The following is a 16529-nucleotide window of genomic DNA, read 5'->3' on the forward strand; positions in this document are numbered from 1 at the left end:
CCGGTATTGACCGCAGGCGGTTCGCTGAGCTATACCGAAAACGGTTCGGCGGCGGCTATCGACAACACCATCACCCTCTCCGATGTCGACGATACCCAGATTGCCGGGGCCACGGTGACACTTTCGTCCGGCTTCACCAGCGGCGACACGCTGGGATTCACCACCCAGAACGGCATCACCGGCAGCTACGACAGCGGCACCGGCGTATTGACCTTGTCCGGCACCGCGACCAAGGCTAACTACCAAGCGGCCTTGCGCTCGGTTACTTACTCCAGTTCCTCCGACACGCCGACCTCATCCTCGGCCAGTCGCACCGTGACTTGGGCCGTGACCGACGCCAACGCCGCCGCTGTGGGGGCGCAGACCAGCGCCGGTGTTACCTCCACTATCAACGTGACGGCGGTGAACGATGCTCCAACCGCTATCGCACTGAGCTCCACCACCTCGTCCACCTACGACAGCGGCAGCAACGTGACAATTGGTTCCTTGACGCGCACCGATGTGGACGGTGGCGGACCGACCTATTCCATCGTGTCGGTTAACACCAACACCTCGGGCGCCACCTACGATCTGTTCAACATCAGCGGCGTCACGCTACGGGCGGCCAGCCCGTCAACTACCGCCGTCGGGGATTACACGGTGGTGATCCGGGTGAACGACGGCGACAACAACTACGACCAGAGCTTTACCATCACCGTCACTAACACTTTGGTCGTCGACACCGTCACCGACGACGCGGACGGCGGCGGCACCTACGCTGCGGAAAAGGCGGACGGCACAGGCCTCAGTCTGCGCGAGGCCGTCGGCATCGCCAACCGGGCGGGCGGCGGCACCATCAGTTTCGCCTCGGGGCTGGGGACCGTGACCTTGGGGTCCAGCGTCACGATCAGCGAGAACATCACGCTGGACGCCAACGTGGTCAACAGCATCACCGTCGGCGGCGACATCTCCATCGCCAGCGGCAAGACGCTGACCGTCACCAACAATACGGGCGATGCGCTGACCCTATCGGGGAATATCACCGGTGCCGGCGGCGTCACCAAAACCGGCGCCGGTACCTTGACCCTGTCGGGAACCAACACTTACTCCGGAACGACGACGGTTTCCGCCGGTACGCTGGCGGTTAGCGGCGGCTCAGCCATCGCCGACGACGGTACGGTGTCGGTGGCGTCGGGCGCGACTTTCCAGGTGGTGGGATCGGAGACCATCGCGACGTTGAGCGGGGTTGGCGGAGTGACGGTGGACTCCGGGCAAACCTTGACCCTGGGCAACGGCGACGTATCCTACAGCTTCGGCGGCGTGATTTCCGGCGCGGGCGGCCTGACCAAGACAGGCAGCGGCACGCTGACCCTGACGGGCGCCAACACTTACACCGGAACTACCACGGTTTCGGCGGGCACGCTGGAACTGAACAACAGCAGCGGCACCGCGTTGGCGGACGGCAGCGCGGTGTCGGTTGCCGGGACGCTGACGCTGTTGTCGGCGAGCGAGACCATCGGCGCGTTGAGTGGGGCCGGTACGGTGAATTTAGGCGCAAACGCGCTGACCGTCAGCCAATCGACCAACACCAGCTTTTCGGGCGCCATCGACGGCAGCGGCAGCCTGATCAAGAGCGGAAGCGGCACGCTGACCTTGTCGGGAACCCACAACGACCAAACCTGGGGATTGACGGTCAGCGGCGGTGCGGTGAGCGTGGCGTCCTCGTTGAACCTCGGCAATCACTCGGTTACGCTGAACGGCGGCGGGCTGACTCTGACCGGGGCCAGCACCTTCACCAACGCTATCTCGCTGACCGGGGCCGGAACGCTCACCGCCGACGCCGCCGCCACTTGGTCCGGCGTGATCAGCGGCTCGGGCACACTGGCCAAGGCTGGCGCGAGCCTGCTGACCCTATCGGGCAACAACACCTATACCGGTGCAACCACCGTCAGCGTCGGCCCGCTGCTCGTCACCCACAACAACGCGCTGGGAACCACCGGAGCCGACACCACGGTGGCGAGCGGCGCCACGCTCAGGATCGGTAACGGCCTGACCGTTGCCGAAAACCTGACCCTCAGCGGTATTGGCGTCTCCTCCGGGATTGGTGCCTTGAAGATCAACGAAGGCAGCGGCAGCGCCACCGTCTCCGGGACCATAACCCTGGCGGCGGACACGGATATCGGCGCCTACAACAGCGGCGACACGCTGACCTTGAGCGGCGTGATTTCCGGCGGTTTCGCGCTGACCAAAGTCGGTTCCGGCACGGTGGTGCTGTCGGGGGATAACACCTACACCGGCGCCACCACCGTCAGCACCGGTACGCTGGTGGCGGCGCACAACAACGCGCTGGGAACCACGGCCGGTTCGACGACGGTGTCGAGCGGCGCCTCGTTGGGCTTACAGGGCGGCGTCACGGTGGCCGAAGCGGTGTCGGTGGCGGGCTTGGGCGTGTCCAGTGCCGGGGCGATTTACAACGTCAGCGGCACCAACACCCTGTCCGGCAACGTGACGCTGACCGGGAACACGTATCTGGGCGTTGCGTCCGATCAATTGACCATTAGCGGTAGTATTGGGGGCGGTTCCAGCATCACTAAGGCCGGTGCCGGTACGCTGGTGCTGTCGGGAAGTAACACCTACAACAATACTACTACGGTTTCCGGCGGTACGCTGAGCGTGGCGGCCGACGGCAATCTCGGCTCCGGCGGGGTGACCTTGGCCGTCGGCACGACGCTTGCGGTCACCGGCGCGACGACCATCGACAACGCCGTCGCATTGTCGGGTAACGCCACCCTTGACAACAGCGCCGCCGTCACGCTGTCGGGCGCGATCAGCGGAGCGGGCAATACCCTGACCAAGAGCGGGGCCGGCACGTTGACCCTGTCAAGCACGTCGAACTCCTCCGCCACCACCACCGCACTGACGGTGACGGGCGGCACTCTGTCGGTGGGCGCCGCCACTACGATGGTCGGCGGGACTCTCACGCTGAACGGCGGTAACCTGACCATCACCAGCGCTAGCAACACCTTCAGCAACGCCATCGCGCTGTCGGCCGACGCCACCATCACCAACGCCAGCGCCGCCACCTTGTCGGGCGCCATCACCGGGTCGGCGGTACTGACCAAGGCCGGGGCCGGTACGCTGACACTGAGCAACACCGGTAACTCCAGCGCTGCCGCCACCTTGACGGTGACGGCCGGCACGCTGTCGGTGGCGTCGGACAGCCGGCTGGTCGGCGGGGCCGTCACGCTGAACGGTGGTACGCTCAACCTCAACAACGCAGGCACCATCGACAACGCCGTCACACTGGGGGCGAGCAACGGCACGATCAGCGTTACCAACGGGACCGGAACGCTGTCTGGCAACATCACCGGAACGGGATCGTTGACCAAGACCGGCGGGCAATTGCTGACGTTGTCCGGCACCAACACGTATTCCGGCGGCACGACTGTCCGGGGGGCGGGCATGTCGGTGACCAGCGGCGCCAATCTGGGAACCGGAGCGGTGGCGCTCGAATCCGACCTGACGATCACCGGCACCGCAACTGTCAGCAACGCCATCGCGCTGAACGCTGACGCGACTATCACCAACGCCAACGCCGTCACTCTGTCGGGCGTGCTGTCGGGGTCGAACGTACTGACCAAGGCAGGGGCAGGCACACTGACGCTGTCCGGCACCAACACCCACACCGGCACGGTCACCGTATCGGCCGGCGGGTTGACGCTGGAAGGCGGCGGCAGTATTGGCGACAGCAGCGCGGTGACCGTGGTCAGCGGAGCCACCCTGACCCTGATCGGCGGGAACGAAACCATCGGCTCCCTGGCCGGCGCCGGTAACGTTGTGCTGTCCTACAATCTGACGACGGGCGGCGATAACTCGTCGACCACCTTCTCCGGCGTGATCTCCTCCACCAACACCAGCGGGATCGTCAAGACCGGCACTGGCACGCTGACCCTATCGGGGGCCAACACCTACACCGGATCCACCACCGTCTCGGCGGGCACGATGGCGCTCAGCGGCAGCAGCGCCATCGCCGACACGTCGGCGGTGACGGTGCTGAACACCGGCACGCTGTCGGTTTCGGGCACGGAAACGGTGGGGTCCATCACCGGCGCAGGCACCATCGTGTTGGTCGGCACCCTGAGGGCCGGCGGCGACAACACGTCGACGACGTTCAGCGGCGTCATCAGCGGTTCCGGCGGCGGGACGCTCACCAAGCTGGGCAGCGGCACGCTGACCCTGTCGGGCGCTAACACCTACAACGGCGGCACCACTGTTTCCGCCGGCACGGTCATTGTCGGCTCCACTGGCGCGCTGGCCTCGTCCGGCGTCGACCTGGCCGCCGGCGCGACGCTGTCCTTCGCCGTGTCGGGGAGTTTCGGCAATTACATCGCCTTGAGCGGCGCCGCCACCCTCAACGTCGGGTCGGGATACGCCTCCACCCTCAGCAACACAATCGACGGCGGTTTCGCGCTGACCAAGAGCGGTGCGGGCACGCTGACGCTATCGGGCACCGACACCTACACCGGCGCCACCACCGTGTCGGCGGGTACGCTGTCCGTCACTGGGGCATTAGACGCAACCACTGGCGTTACAGTTGCTTCCGGGGCAACCTTGAGCGGCACCGGCAGTATCTTTGCAACCTCTTCCACGAATACGCTGACAATCAACAGTGGCGGCACATTGGCGCCCGGCGTTGCCGGTCCCGGTACGTTGACTGTCAACGGCAATTTGGCTATCGCCGGAACTTTATCGGCCAACATCAACGGTACGGTTGCCGGTACGGATTACGATCAGGTTGTGGTGAAGGGCACGGTCGATGTGACTGGCGCGACTTTATCAACCACTCTAGGATTCACTCCGGCGCTTAACGACAGTTTTAGGCTGATCGACAACGACAGCACCGATCTTATTACCGGAACTTTCAGCGGATTGGCTGAAGGCGCTATGTCTGGTACGCTTAAAGCCAGTTACGTGGGCGGCACCAACAACGATATGACGCTGACGTTAACCAACAATGCGCCCACCGGCGTCGGCAATCTGACCTTGGCGGCGATTAACGAAGATGCGGCTAATCCGACCGGCACTGCTATCAGTGCTTTAACCGGCTATAGTTTTCAGGATACGGATGCCGGAGCTAGCAGCCCCGGCGTTCTGGTGGTGGGCAACACTGCCAACGCAGTCACCGAAGGCGTGTGGCAATACAGCAGTGACGGCGGTGCGAACTGGAAAGCTATTGGTGCGGTCGGTGATAATTCTGCTGCCTTGGCTCTGGCTAGCGCCACCCAAGTTCGTTTCGTACCTGCGGCTAATTACAATGGTACGCCACCGGCTTTATCAGTACGCGCTCTGGATAACATTTATGTGGCTGCTTTCAGCACGACGACGGGCGGCACTGAAACCCGCGTTACCGCCGATAGTTCGGTTAATGGCGGTACTACGGCCATTTCCAGCACACTCAACACTATTAGCACCAGCATCACGGTGGTTAATGACATACCAGCCTTTACCAAGGGGGCCGACCAGACCGTCAACGAAGATGGAGGGGCGCAAACGGTCAATGGCTGGGCGACCGGCCTTAGTAAAGGGCAGGCTGACGAAAGCGGCCAAACCCTGAGTTTTAATACCAGTAATGACAATAATGCCTTGTTTAGCGTACAGCCGACGATCGACAGCAACGGCAACTTGAGTTACACACCGGCGGCCAATGCTAACGGTACGGCGACAGTCACTGTGTCGATCAATGATAACGGCGGCACGGCCAATGGCGGTGTCGATACCAGCGCCAGCCAGACCTTCACGATCACCGTGACCCCGGTCAATGACGCCCCCGGCTTTACTAAGGGCGCTGACCAAACCGTCAACGAAGATGGAGGGGCGCAAACGGTCAATGGCTGGGCGACCGGACTCAGTAAAGGACAGGCTGACGAAAGCGGCCAAACTCTGAGTTTTGTTGTTAGCAATAACAACAACGCCTTGTTTAGCGTACAGCCGACGATCGACAGCAACGGTAACTTGAGTTACACACCGGCGGCCAATGCTAACGGTACGGCGACAGTCACCGTGTCGATCAATGATAACGGCGGCACGGCCAATGGGGGTGCCGATACCAGCGCCAATCAGACCTTCATGATCACGGTAAACTCGGTTAATGATGCGCCAACCGGTACAACAACCATCAGCGGAACCACTTTTGTCGGCGACGTCCTGACTGCCGGCAACAATCTGGCGGATATTGATGGGATGGGGGACATCAGTTATCAATGGCAAGCCGATGGTGTTGACATTCCCGGCGGCACAGACAAAAGCTTTATTTTGATAGAGGCTGTTGCGGGTAAAAAAATCACTGTAGTCGTCAGTTACACTGATGGTAAAGGTACTGTGGAGAGTATAACCAGCGAAGAAACAGCGCCGGTAAGGTTAGTGCCGATCAATATCACTCAAATAAATGGGAATAGCGATAGCAATTCGAATTCGGGCTCCGGCAACAACACTCATACCGGTAATAATAACGGCACAGGTAATAACACCGGTACGGGCAATAACAATAATCCTGGCCCCGGCAACAACACCGGTACGGGTAATAACAACAGTAACAACAGTAACAACAGTAACAACACCGATACAGGCAATAATAACACAGGCAATAATTCCAACACCGGCAACCACAGCGGTTCCAGCCCTAACCAAACCATCGTTGTGGATATGAAGCTGAGCGTTGATTCACGCGGCAACGGTACCAGCGGCGGCACGATTAACATACCGTCCAGTGCCTTTGCCGGGCTGAATACGAGCGGGGCGATAACTATTTCCGCCGCCCAGTCCAGCGGACAAAGTTTGCCGTCATTTATCACTGTTAACCCCAGCACCGGGGCTGTGACGGTAAAAGATGGCGCTGTCGTAACCAGTCCGATAACCGTTAAAGTCACCATAAGAGACAGTCAAGGTAAGCAGGTGGTTGTTCTGGTCAAGGTGCAGCCGCAAAAGGGTCGATCTGAGCAACAGGGTCAGCGGGATCCAAATCAGGATCAAGATCAGCCGCAGGCTGGAGATCATCAGCAAGGGCAGGAAGGAAGAGGGCAAAATCAACAAGGCCGGCTGGAGCAGACCGACAAGCAACTGGCTCATGCGGGCAAGCCCGGTTTAACGCAACAGCTGAAGATGGTGGGCAGAAAAGGCTTTGAATTTCAGCGCCTGAAATTGCTGGACAGTCTGGCAAGTCTTGTTAACAATGATAAAGATGCCGCCTGATAGATGAAATTAAATAACCGATACATTTTTGCGGGGGGATCTGTTGTGGTTCCCCCCGGCTAGATTATTTTTAACTTTACAGCTGTAAAATGAGGCGGGATAGCCGCCTGTAATTCTTTCGACTAAATATCAATAATAAAAAACTACCATGAACTATCCAGTCCCCCAGTTGGTTGCCGGTCTTTCCGGTATTGTAATGCTCGCCGGTTGCGCCATCATGCCGGAGCCGATTACGCGGAGTGAGCAACAGACATCGCTTGATGCCGATAAACAGGTTATTTTTGCAAAACAGGAACCTATTTTAGCCCCGATCAGCGTCTATGAAGCGATGGCCAGAGCGCTAAAGTATAACCTTAACCATCGTGTCAAGATGATGGAACATGCGGTGGCCGACGGGCAGTCCGATTTGGCGAAATTCAATTTATTGCCGGATTTGATTGCTACGGCGGGTTATCGGGGTCGTGATAATTACAATGCTTCCAACAGCCGTAACGCTGTCACCGGCGCACAACAATTGCAGTCATCGACTTCCCAGGACCGGTCGCGCAAGGTTTACGACTTCACCTTCAGCTGGAACGTGCTGGACTTCGGCGTCAGCTATTTTCAGGCCAAGCAGGATGCAAACCGGGTTTTGGTTGCAGAAGAAACCCGCCGTAAAACCGCGCAATTGTTGATGCAGGATGTGCGCACCGCATTCTGGCGAATGGCCGGCACCCAGCAACTGGAAGGGGAGATCGATAAAATCCTGACCAGCGCCAAGCAGGCATTGAAGGACGCCCAAGGTATCGAGAGCGAGCGTTTGTCCGCACCGTTGTCGATACTGCAATACGAAAAAGACTTGCTGGAAATCATACGGAAACTGGAAGAGCTATCGGAAACATTGCGTCTTGCCAAAACCGAACTGGCCTCTTTGCTGGGCATCTCACCCAGCCAGAAATTTGAGCTCAAACTACCTGAAAACAACGCGCTGAAGGCGCCGGAACTTTCATTGGCCATTGACAAAATGGAAGAAATGGCTCTGCAACTGCGCCCTGAATTGCGCGAGGAAATTTACAACAACCGGATTACGACAGAAGAAACGCATAAAGCCATATTGCGCCTGCTTCCCGGTATTGAGTTTAGGGCCGGCTATAACTATGACAACAACAGTTACCTGCTAAATAACAACTGGCTGGAATTGAGCGGCATCATTAGCAATAACCTGATGGAGTTGGTTTCGGCGCCGGCACGCTTTAGTCAGATAGACGCTCAGGAAAAGCTGGGAGATACCCGCCGCTTATCGGTTTATATGGCGGTATTGACCCAGGTTCATTTGTCTTATCAGCAGTTTTTGGTCGCAGGACAGCAGTATAAGCGCACCCAGGAACTGGATGAAATCAATCAGAAGATTTCAAAGCACATCACCACAGATGCCGAGAACGATGCAAAAACCGAGTTGGAGCGCATTCGCGCAACGACCAATGCGTTGATGTCGCGCTTACAGCTGCTTGAAGCCTATGCCGGCATTCAAAGTTCGTTGGGCAGAGTTTATGTGTCATTGGGCCTTGATCCTTTACCGGACTGGATTGAAAACCATAATATCAATACGCTGGCGAGCTCCATCGAAGCTGTGGATAAGAACTGGCAGGCCGGACAGTTTCCACCCATAACGAAACCGGCGGCAGACACGTTATCGGCTACCGATTTGAATGCGGTCAAGAAGAATTAGTAATCCTGTATGTCGGAATAAGCTTGTTTGAGCGAAAGCGGAAACTTGCGTTTCCGGCCATCGCTGCATGATAAGGATACGGTCATTAATAACTTCCCAATATGGCTCGGGTAAAATTTTTCCGTTCGCCCTGAGCTTGTCGAAGGGTGGACGGAAAAATTTCGGCCTACCGCGTCAAGCCGATCATGCTTCGACAAGGCCTTTAGTCCTGAGCGAGTCGAAGGGTCAGCACGAACGGCTTGACGATAGAAGACAGTGATTTCGGGAAGTTATTTTTGACCAAATCCTAAGCCGGAAAAGTCCATCCAGCGTTACGCTTGGTTGGCTTTATTCCGGCCTACGCATTTTTAACTCCCAGCAAACAACCCATACTCATTTTATGCGTACTTTTTTACTTTTGCTAACCGGTATCACCGGTTTTAGCGTTTCCAGCACAGTCTATGCGGCTGAGGCGGCGGAAATTCGCGCCCAGCTCAATGCGCAGCATTCCACTATTCTGTCCAGTGAAATGGCGGCAAAAATCATTCAGCTCAATGTCCAAGAAGGCGAACGGTTTAAACAAGGCGATTTACTGGTTGCGTTCAATTGCGCCGAACAACAGGCGCAATTGAAAAAGGCGCAAGCCGTTGTGCAAGCCGCCGAAAAAACCTATGAGGTTAATTCCCGTTTGACCAAACTCAATTCCATGAGTCCGCTGGAGCTTGAAATGGCGGCTGCTGAAGTCGCCAAGGCCAAAGCCGATATTGCGTTGATGGGGGCGGTGCTGCAAAAATGCACGATTGCCGCGCCTTTTTCGGGGCGCGTGGCGGAGCGCCTGGTGCAGCGCTATCAATACGTTAAAGCCGGCGACCCGATCCTGGATATTCTGGATGACAGCCAGCTTGAAGTCACGGTGCTGGTTCCCTCCAGTTGGCTGAAATGGTTGAAGCCGGGCTACGAGTTTAAGGTTTTTCTTGAAGAAACGCAGAAGGAATATCCCGCCAAGGTCAAAATACTGGGCGCGCGCATCGATGCGGTCAGTCAGTCCATTAAAATTACCGGAATTATTACCGGCAAGACCGAAGATCTTCTGGCCGGTATGAGCGGCCGCGCCATTTTCCCGTCGGCAACTGCGGCTGCCGCGCATGACTGATGCGATGACCGACTCGCAACGGCAGCTGGCGGCGCTGGCGACCTTGCTGCAACTGGAAAAAACGTTCCGTAACGCCGATACCTCGGAAGCGTTGGCCTATACACTGGTTAACGACAGCCGCAGCCTGATTGAATACCGCCAGGCTGCGTTGTGGCAAATAAACGAATCGCAAGTGATCGCCGTTTCCGGTTTGGCCGTGATCGACACGAATGCGCCGTATATAAGCTGGTTGAAACAAGTATTCAAACAGTTGTCTGCGGATGCTTCTGGAGCCATTCGGCGTTTGACCGCAGAAGACCTGGAAGGCGACTGTGCCGATGAGTGGCGTCAATGGTTGCCTGCTCATGCCGTATGGCTGCCGGTGTCGGCTTATGGCGCTACGCCGCAAGCCGGGCTGCTGCTGGCGCGAGAGTCCGACTGGACCGATGGGGAGCTTTATTTACTGGAGCATGTGGCGGACACTTTCGGCCATGCCTGGGCGGCTTTGTCGCCCAGACCGTCTTTCTGGAAACAGGACTGGCTGACTAAAAAGCGCCTGATGGTCGGTCTGGCTGTGCTGTTTTGCCTGCTTTGGATTCCGGTGCGGCAAACGGCAATGGCTCCGGCCAGCGTTATTCCCGGACATCCGACTATACTCAGGGCCGCGATTGACGGCGTCGTCGACCGGTTTTATGTTCAGCCCAACGATCAGGTGGCGAAAGATCAGCTGTTGTTAAGCCTCGAAGAAGAAACCATTAAAAACAAGCTGACCGTTACCCGCAAGGCCTTGGAGGTTGCCGAAGCGGAATACCGAAAAACCGCGCAACAGGCGATGTTCGATATGGACAGCAAGGCTCAGGTCAATATTCTTCAAAGCCGGGTTGAGCAACAGCAGGCCGAAGTGCGCAGCATGGAGGATTGGCTGGCGCGTATCGATATTAAAGCGCCTCATGCCGGGATAGCGGTGTTTTCCGATGTCAACGACTGGATAGGAAAACCCGTCACCATCGGCGAACGCATTTTGATGGTCGCCGATCCTGCCGATGTCGAACTGGAAGTGCAGTTGCCGATTGCCGATGCGATTAATCTGGAACCCGGAGCCAAGGTGCAGTTTTTCTTGAATGTCGATCCGGTCACGCCGGTTTCGGCAGAGCTTTATTTTGCCGCCTATCAAGCCGAAGTTACGCCTGACGAGGTCTTGGCCTACCGTTTGAAAGCCAAGTTCAAGCAAGCGGACGTGTTGCCTAGGATCGGCCTGAAAGGGACGGCCAAAGTCTTCGGCTCGCGGGTTCCTTTTGTGTACTATGTGTTAAGAAGACCTTTGGCGGCATTGAGACAATGGATGGGGTTGTAATTAACCTGCCGCCGTTGCGTGAAGAACTGGACTTGTTTCCGGGGCCTTGCGCATTTGACGGTTCGCCCACCTGGACAATTTACGATCCGGCCAATCAGCATTTCTATCGCATCGGGCAGCTTGAAAACGAGATTCTGGCGCATTGGGATTTAAGGTCGTCCGAGGCTATCAGCGAACAATTATCGCAGCACGGCTTGTTCACCGTCAGCGTTGACGATATTCAGCATTTATTGCAGTTCCTTGCCGGCCATAATCTGCTCCAGATCCAGGGAAAAGACGCTGTGCAGCGTCTGGTCGGCCAAAGCAGAGCCGCTCATCATCACTGGTTTGCCTGGCTGATACATCATTACCTGTTTTTTAAAATCCCGCTGCTTCGCCCTGATCGCCTGCTGGCGCGGACTTATCCTGCGCTACGCTGGATTTATCAGCCGCTGGTGCTGTACGTGTTGATGGCGTTGGTGCTGGTTAATCTGTATTTGCTGATCGATCGCTGGGAAATATTCAGCCGAACCTTCCTGCATTTTTTCTCGACCGAAGGTTTTATTTATTACGCCGTTGCGTTGACCTTGACCAAAACCCTGCATGAGTTGGGTCATGCTTATACCGCCCATCGTTACGGTTGCCGGGTTTCCTCGATGGGCGTGGCTTTTCTGGTAATGATGCCGGTGTTATTTACCGATGCCAGCGATGCGTGGAAATTGACCTCGCGGCGGCAACGGCTGGCGATTGGTGTTGGCGGCATTGCCGCTGAATTGGGGCTGGCCGTTCTATGTACCACGCTGTGGCATTTTTTACCGGACGGCCCGTTGCGCAGCAGCGTATTTTTGATGGCCACGACCACCTGGATCATGACGCTGTTTATTAATTTAAACCCGTTAATGCGTTTTGACGGTTATTTTTTACTGTCGGATTATTGGGGGATCGAAAACCTGCAAAACAGGGCGTTCGCGTTGGGGCGCTGGCAACTGCGGCGACTATTATTCGGCCTTACCGATGAAGCGCCGGAGCGGTTTCCGCCGCGCACTCAACGGTTACTGCTGATTTATGCTTGGTGCATCTGGGTTTACCGCTTTTTCCTGTTTTTGGGGATTGCGTTGCTGGTGTATCACTTCTTTTTTAAATTGCTCGGCCTGTTTTTAATGATGGTCGAAATAGGCTGGTTTATCATGCTCCCTATCGCCAAAGAAATTAAGTATTGGCTTGAACACCGCCGGCGCATCGAATGGAATCGTAACACCAAGGCGACCTTGGCGGCAGTGCTGATCGTCGCCGGCATTTTGGTTATTCCGTGGAAGAGCCGCATTGAAGCGCCGGGCTTGTTGAAAATAGCCGTCCATACCGAACTTTTTATGCCTCTGCCCGGCAAGCTGGACCGGATTCTGGTCGCCAAAGGTGAAGCCGTTAAGGAAGGGCGGCCCCTGATGCAGTTCAGCTCGTCCGGTATCGACTCGCGTCTTGAGCAAAGCAGAATAAAAGTTGAATCGTTGCGTTGGGAGTTGTCCTTTCACGGACAGGAGAAAAACCTGATCAACCGGCGGCTGGTGGCGTTGACCGAACTGGAAAGCGCGGCTAGCGAGTACGACAGTCTTATGGATGAACGTAAACGTTTGACCGTTGTGGCGCCTTTCGACGGTGAAATCATCGAAATAAACGACCAATTGAATGCCGGGGAATGGATCGCCAAAAACGAACCGCTGTTAACTCTGGGGAAGTTTGATGCTTATCAGATAGAGGCTTTTTTGGCTGAAGACCATTTGGGCCAGATTCAGCCCGGTGCGCGAGCCGATTTTTATCCCGAACAGCTGGACTGGCCGAGCATTCCGTGCCGGATTGTGCGCATCGATAATGCTGCGGCCTTGCAGTTGCCGCCGGTTTTTACTTCCCGTTATGCCGGAAGTATCGCCATCCGGGGCAACAATAAGGATGAACTGGTTCCCGAAGCATCGGTTTACCGGGTCTGGCTTCAGCCTCTGGAAAACAGCGGACCGATCAATCGGGCTATCAAGGGCAATGTGCTGATCGATGGAAAAGCCGAAAGCATCGCCTCATCCGTATGGCGACACATTGCAGCCGCATTCGTCAGGGAATCCGGGTTTTAAAGCTGATTTAAAGGCTTTTGCCTGATTCAGATAATACTTTCACAGTCTCTGCCGTTATTGCGTTCTATAAGATTACGTCTTACCAAGCTAATGGACTGTTGATTGTAAGACTGCCAGCAAAGTCTTCGATATTGATTTTTAAATGTTCTTCGTTAATGTTAAGGCCTTTTGCCGAGAGGCAAAGCATGTTTTTAACTGTAACTAAAACAGCAGACGGTATATAATCCGACGGTTTTATTCAATCATTTACTAAATTCATACCGGAAAAAAACATGCTGGGTAAGTTGGTTAGATTAGTTATAGGAAGCCGTAATGACAGGCTGATAAAGAAGAAAAGGTCGTTGGTCAAAAAGATCAATGCCCTGGCTTCTGAATACGAAAAATTATCTGATGATGCGTTAAAAGCAAAAACGCAGGAGTTTCGTGATCGCCTGACGCAGGGTGAAAAACTGGACAATCTGTTGCCGGAAGCGTTTGCGACAGTCAGGGAAGCGTCGACCCGAGTCTTCGGTATGCGCCATTTCGATGTGCAATTGATCGGCGGCATGATACTTCATGACGGCAAAATCGCCGAAATGAAAACCGGTGAGGGTAAAACCCTGATGGCGACCCTGGCGGCTTATCTGAACGCTTTGCCAGGCCGCGGCGTACATGTTGTTACGGTTAACGACTATCTGGCCAAGCGCGATTCCGAGACGATGGGCAGGCTTTACGGTTTTCTGGGATTGACGACCGGTGTGATTATCAGCCAGATGGAAAGTGAAGAACGTCGCAAAGCTTATGCGTCAGACATCACATACGGCACCAACAACGAATTCGGTTTCGATTATTTGCGCGACAATATGGCTTTTAGCCTCGAACAGAAAGTCCAGCGCGATTTAAGCTTTGCTGTTGTCGATGAGGTGGATTCTATCCTGATTGATGAGGCGAGAACGCCTCTGATCATTTCCGGGCCTACCGAGGAAAGCACTGAAATATACGTGAAGGTCAATCAGATCGTCCCGTTCCTGACCAAGCAGGAAAAAGAAGGCGAGCCGGGCGACTATTCCGTCGATGAAAAAGTACGCCAGTTGTACCTGACTGAAGAAGGCCACGAACGGGTTGAGCGTTTAATGGTCGAACATGGCTTGATGGCGGAAGGGACCAGTTTGTATGACGCAACCAACATTCGCCTGATGCATTACCTGAACGCTTCGTTGCGCGGGCATGTGTTATTTAAAAAAGACGTGGATTATATCGTCGCCAATAACGAAGTGATTATCGTCGATGAGTTTACCGGGCGCGTGATGCCGGGACGCCGCTGGTCTGAAGGCTTGCATCAGGCGATTGAGGCGAAAGAGCACGTCGCCATTCAAAATGAAAACCAGACGCTGGCCTCGATTACTTTCCAGAACTATTTCCGTTTGTACGAAAAACTGTCCGGTATGACCGGTACAGCGGATACCGAAGCGTTCGAATTAAACAAGATTTACGGCCTCGAAGTTGTGGTTATTCCTACGCACCGCCCGATGATTCGTAAGGATTTCGGTGACGTCGTATTTCTGACTGCCGACGAGAAATATGTCGCCGTTGCCGAAGATATTAAAGAATGTGTTGGACGTGGACAGCCGGTGTTGGTGGGAACCACATCGATTGAAAACTCCGAGCGGCTGTCTGCGCTGTTGAAAAAACAGGGTATTAAACACGAAGTACTTAACGCCAAGCAGCATGAGCGCGAAGCCCATATCATTGAACAGGCCGGTATGCCGGGAGCGGTGACTATCGCGACCAACATGGCCGGACGGGGTACCGATATTGTGCTCGGCGGCAATCTGGACGCGGAACTGGCGGCATTGGGCGAAGATGCCGGCGAGGCCGATAAGGAACGCGTCCGCGGCGCGTGGCTAGACAGACACGAGCAGGTTGTCGCCACCGGCGGCTTGCATGTTATCGGTTCGGAGCGTCATGAATCGCGCCGTATCGACAACCAGTTAAGAGGCCGGTCTGGCCGGCAGGGCGATCCGGGGTCAACCCGTTTCTACTTGTCATTGCAAGATGACCTGATGCGCATCTTCGCATCGGATCGCGTGGCGGGCTTGATGCAGAAATTAGGTATGGGCAATGGCGAAGCTATTGAGCATCCTTGGGTAACCCGTTCTATCGAAAGCGCCCAACGCAAGGTTGAAGGCCGTAACTTCGATGTGCGTAAAGAAATCCTGGCCTATGACGATGTCGCCAACGATCAACGCAAGGTTGTCTACGCGCAGCGTAACGAGCTGATGGCGGCGGAGGAAATTTCCGACATCATCACCGCGATACGTGAAGACGTGGTCAATAATGTGATTACTCAGTACATCCCGGCAAGGACGATGGTGGAGCAGTGGGATACCAAGGGCCTGGAGGATCATTTGCATCAGGAGTTTAATGTTGAAATTCCTGTGCGTAAAATGCTGGAAGAAGACCACTCGTTGCAGGAAGAATCTTTACGCAAGCGAATTATCGAAATTCTGGAACAAAACCATAAAGACAAAGAACAGCAGATGACTCAGCAAGTGCTGCGGCATATTGAGAAATCATTAATGTTGCAAGTGCTGGACAACAGCTGGAAAGAGCATCTGGCGGCGATGGATTATTTGCGTCAAGGCATCCACTTTAGAGGTTATGCGCAAAAAGATCCCAAGCAGGAATACAAGCGCGAAGCGTTTGAAATGTTCACCAACCTGCTAGAGCATATCAAGTACGAGGTAATCACTACGCTGTTCAAAGTTCAGGTTCGGCAGGAAGAGGATGTTCAGGCGCTTGACGAGCAAATGCAGGCGCCCAGGGAAATGCATTTTGAGCACGCGCAGGCGCCGACTTTGGATGCTTACGAGGAGTCGCTGTCGGCACCCGAACAGGAAGAAACTACTGTTGCTGAGCAGCCATTTGTCAGGGACGGCAATAAAGTGGGGCGTAATGATCCTTGTCCTTGCGGTTCGGGCAAAAAGTTTAAACAGTGCCACGGTAAATTAAGCTGATTTGATTGCAGGGCGGGTTAACCCCGCCCTGTGT

At 55.6% G+C, this 16529-nt stretch carries 7 protein-coding genes; 6 read left to right on the top strand and 1 reads right to left on the bottom strand.

Features of this window, described 5'->3' with window-relative positions:
- Positions 1-246, bottom strand: a 246-nt coding sequence (locus tag V3O24_RS11015; RefSeq protein WP_331307279.1) for a hypothetical protein, incomplete at its 3' end; no start/stop codon positions are given.
- 393 nt (positions 247-639) lie between these two features.
- Here V3O24_RS11015 and V3O24_RS11020 point away from each other — a divergent pair.
- The 6 genes from V3O24_RS11020 to secA all read left to right on the top strand — a co-directional run bounded on the left by V3O24_RS11020 (position 640) and on the right by secA (position 16495).
- Positions 640-7227, top strand: a complete 6588-nt coding sequence (locus tag V3O24_RS11020; protein ID WP_331307280.1) for an autotransporter-associated beta strand repeat-containing protein — start codon at positions 640-642, stop codon at positions 7225-7227.
- A gap of 148 nt (positions 7228-7375) precedes the next feature.
- Positions 7376-8935: a TolC family protein gene (locus V3O24_RS11025; RefSeq protein WP_331307281.1), complete on the top strand. Its 1560-nt coding sequence runs from the start codon at positions 7376-7378 to the stop codon at positions 8933-8935.
- A gap of 379 nt (positions 8936-9314) precedes the next feature.
- Complete coding sequence (locus V3O24_RS11030) at positions 9315-10067, top strand: efflux RND transporter periplasmic adaptor subunit (protein WP_104424209.1); 753 nt, start codon at positions 9315-9317, stop codon at positions 10065-10067.
- Positions 10060-11400, top strand: coding sequence for an HlyD family efflux transporter periplasmic adaptor subunit (locus V3O24_RS11035; RefSeq protein WP_331307282.1), 1341 nt, complete (start codon positions 10060-10062; stop codon positions 11398-11400). The genes V3O24_RS11030 and V3O24_RS11035 overlap by 8 nt, the downstream gene beginning before the upstream one ends.
- A complete protein-coding gene (locus tag V3O24_RS11040; RefSeq protein WP_331307283.1) occupies positions 11385-13499 on the top strand; it encodes an HlyD family efflux transporter periplasmic adaptor subunit in 2115 nt (704 codons plus the stop codon). The genes V3O24_RS11035 and V3O24_RS11040 overlap by 16 nt, the downstream gene beginning before the upstream one ends.
- A 272-nt stretch (positions 13500-13771) precedes the next feature.
- Positions 13772-16495 (top strand): preprotein translocase subunit SecA, encoded by a 2724-nt coding sequence (gene secA / locus V3O24_RS11045; protein ID WP_104424212.1) that lies wholly within the window; start codon positions 13772-13774, stop codon positions 16493-16495.
- The last annotated feature ends 34 nt before the right edge of the window (positions 16496-16529 follow it).

This window comes from Methylobacter sp. Wu8, assembly GCF_036440755.1.
Taxonomy (GTDB): Bacteria; Pseudomonadota; Gammaproteobacteria; order Methylococcales; family Methylomonadaceae; genus Methylobacter_A; species Methylobacter_A tundripaludum_A.

Bases quoted from the DNA above. Each gene is read 5' to 3' on its own strand.
- V3O24_RS11040 (WP_331307283.1), top strand. From the start codon at position 11,385: ATGGATGGGGTTGTAATTAACCTGCCGCCGTTGCGTGAAGAACTGGAC.
- secA (WP_104424212.1), top strand. From the start codon at position 13,772: ATGCTGGGTAAGTTGGTTAGATTAGTTATAGGAAGCCGTAATGACAGG.
- V3O24_RS11035 (WP_331307282.1), top strand. From the start codon at position 10,060: ATGACTGATGCGATGACCGACTCGCAACGGCAGCTGGCGGCGCTGGCG.
- V3O24_RS11025 (WP_331307281.1), top strand. From the start codon at position 7,376: ATGAACTATCCAGTCCCCCAGTTGGTTGCCGGTCTTTCCGGTATTGTA.
- V3O24_RS11030 (WP_104424209.1), top strand. From the start codon at position 9,315: ATGCGTACTTTTTTACTTTTGCTAACCGGTATCACCGGTTTTAGCGTT.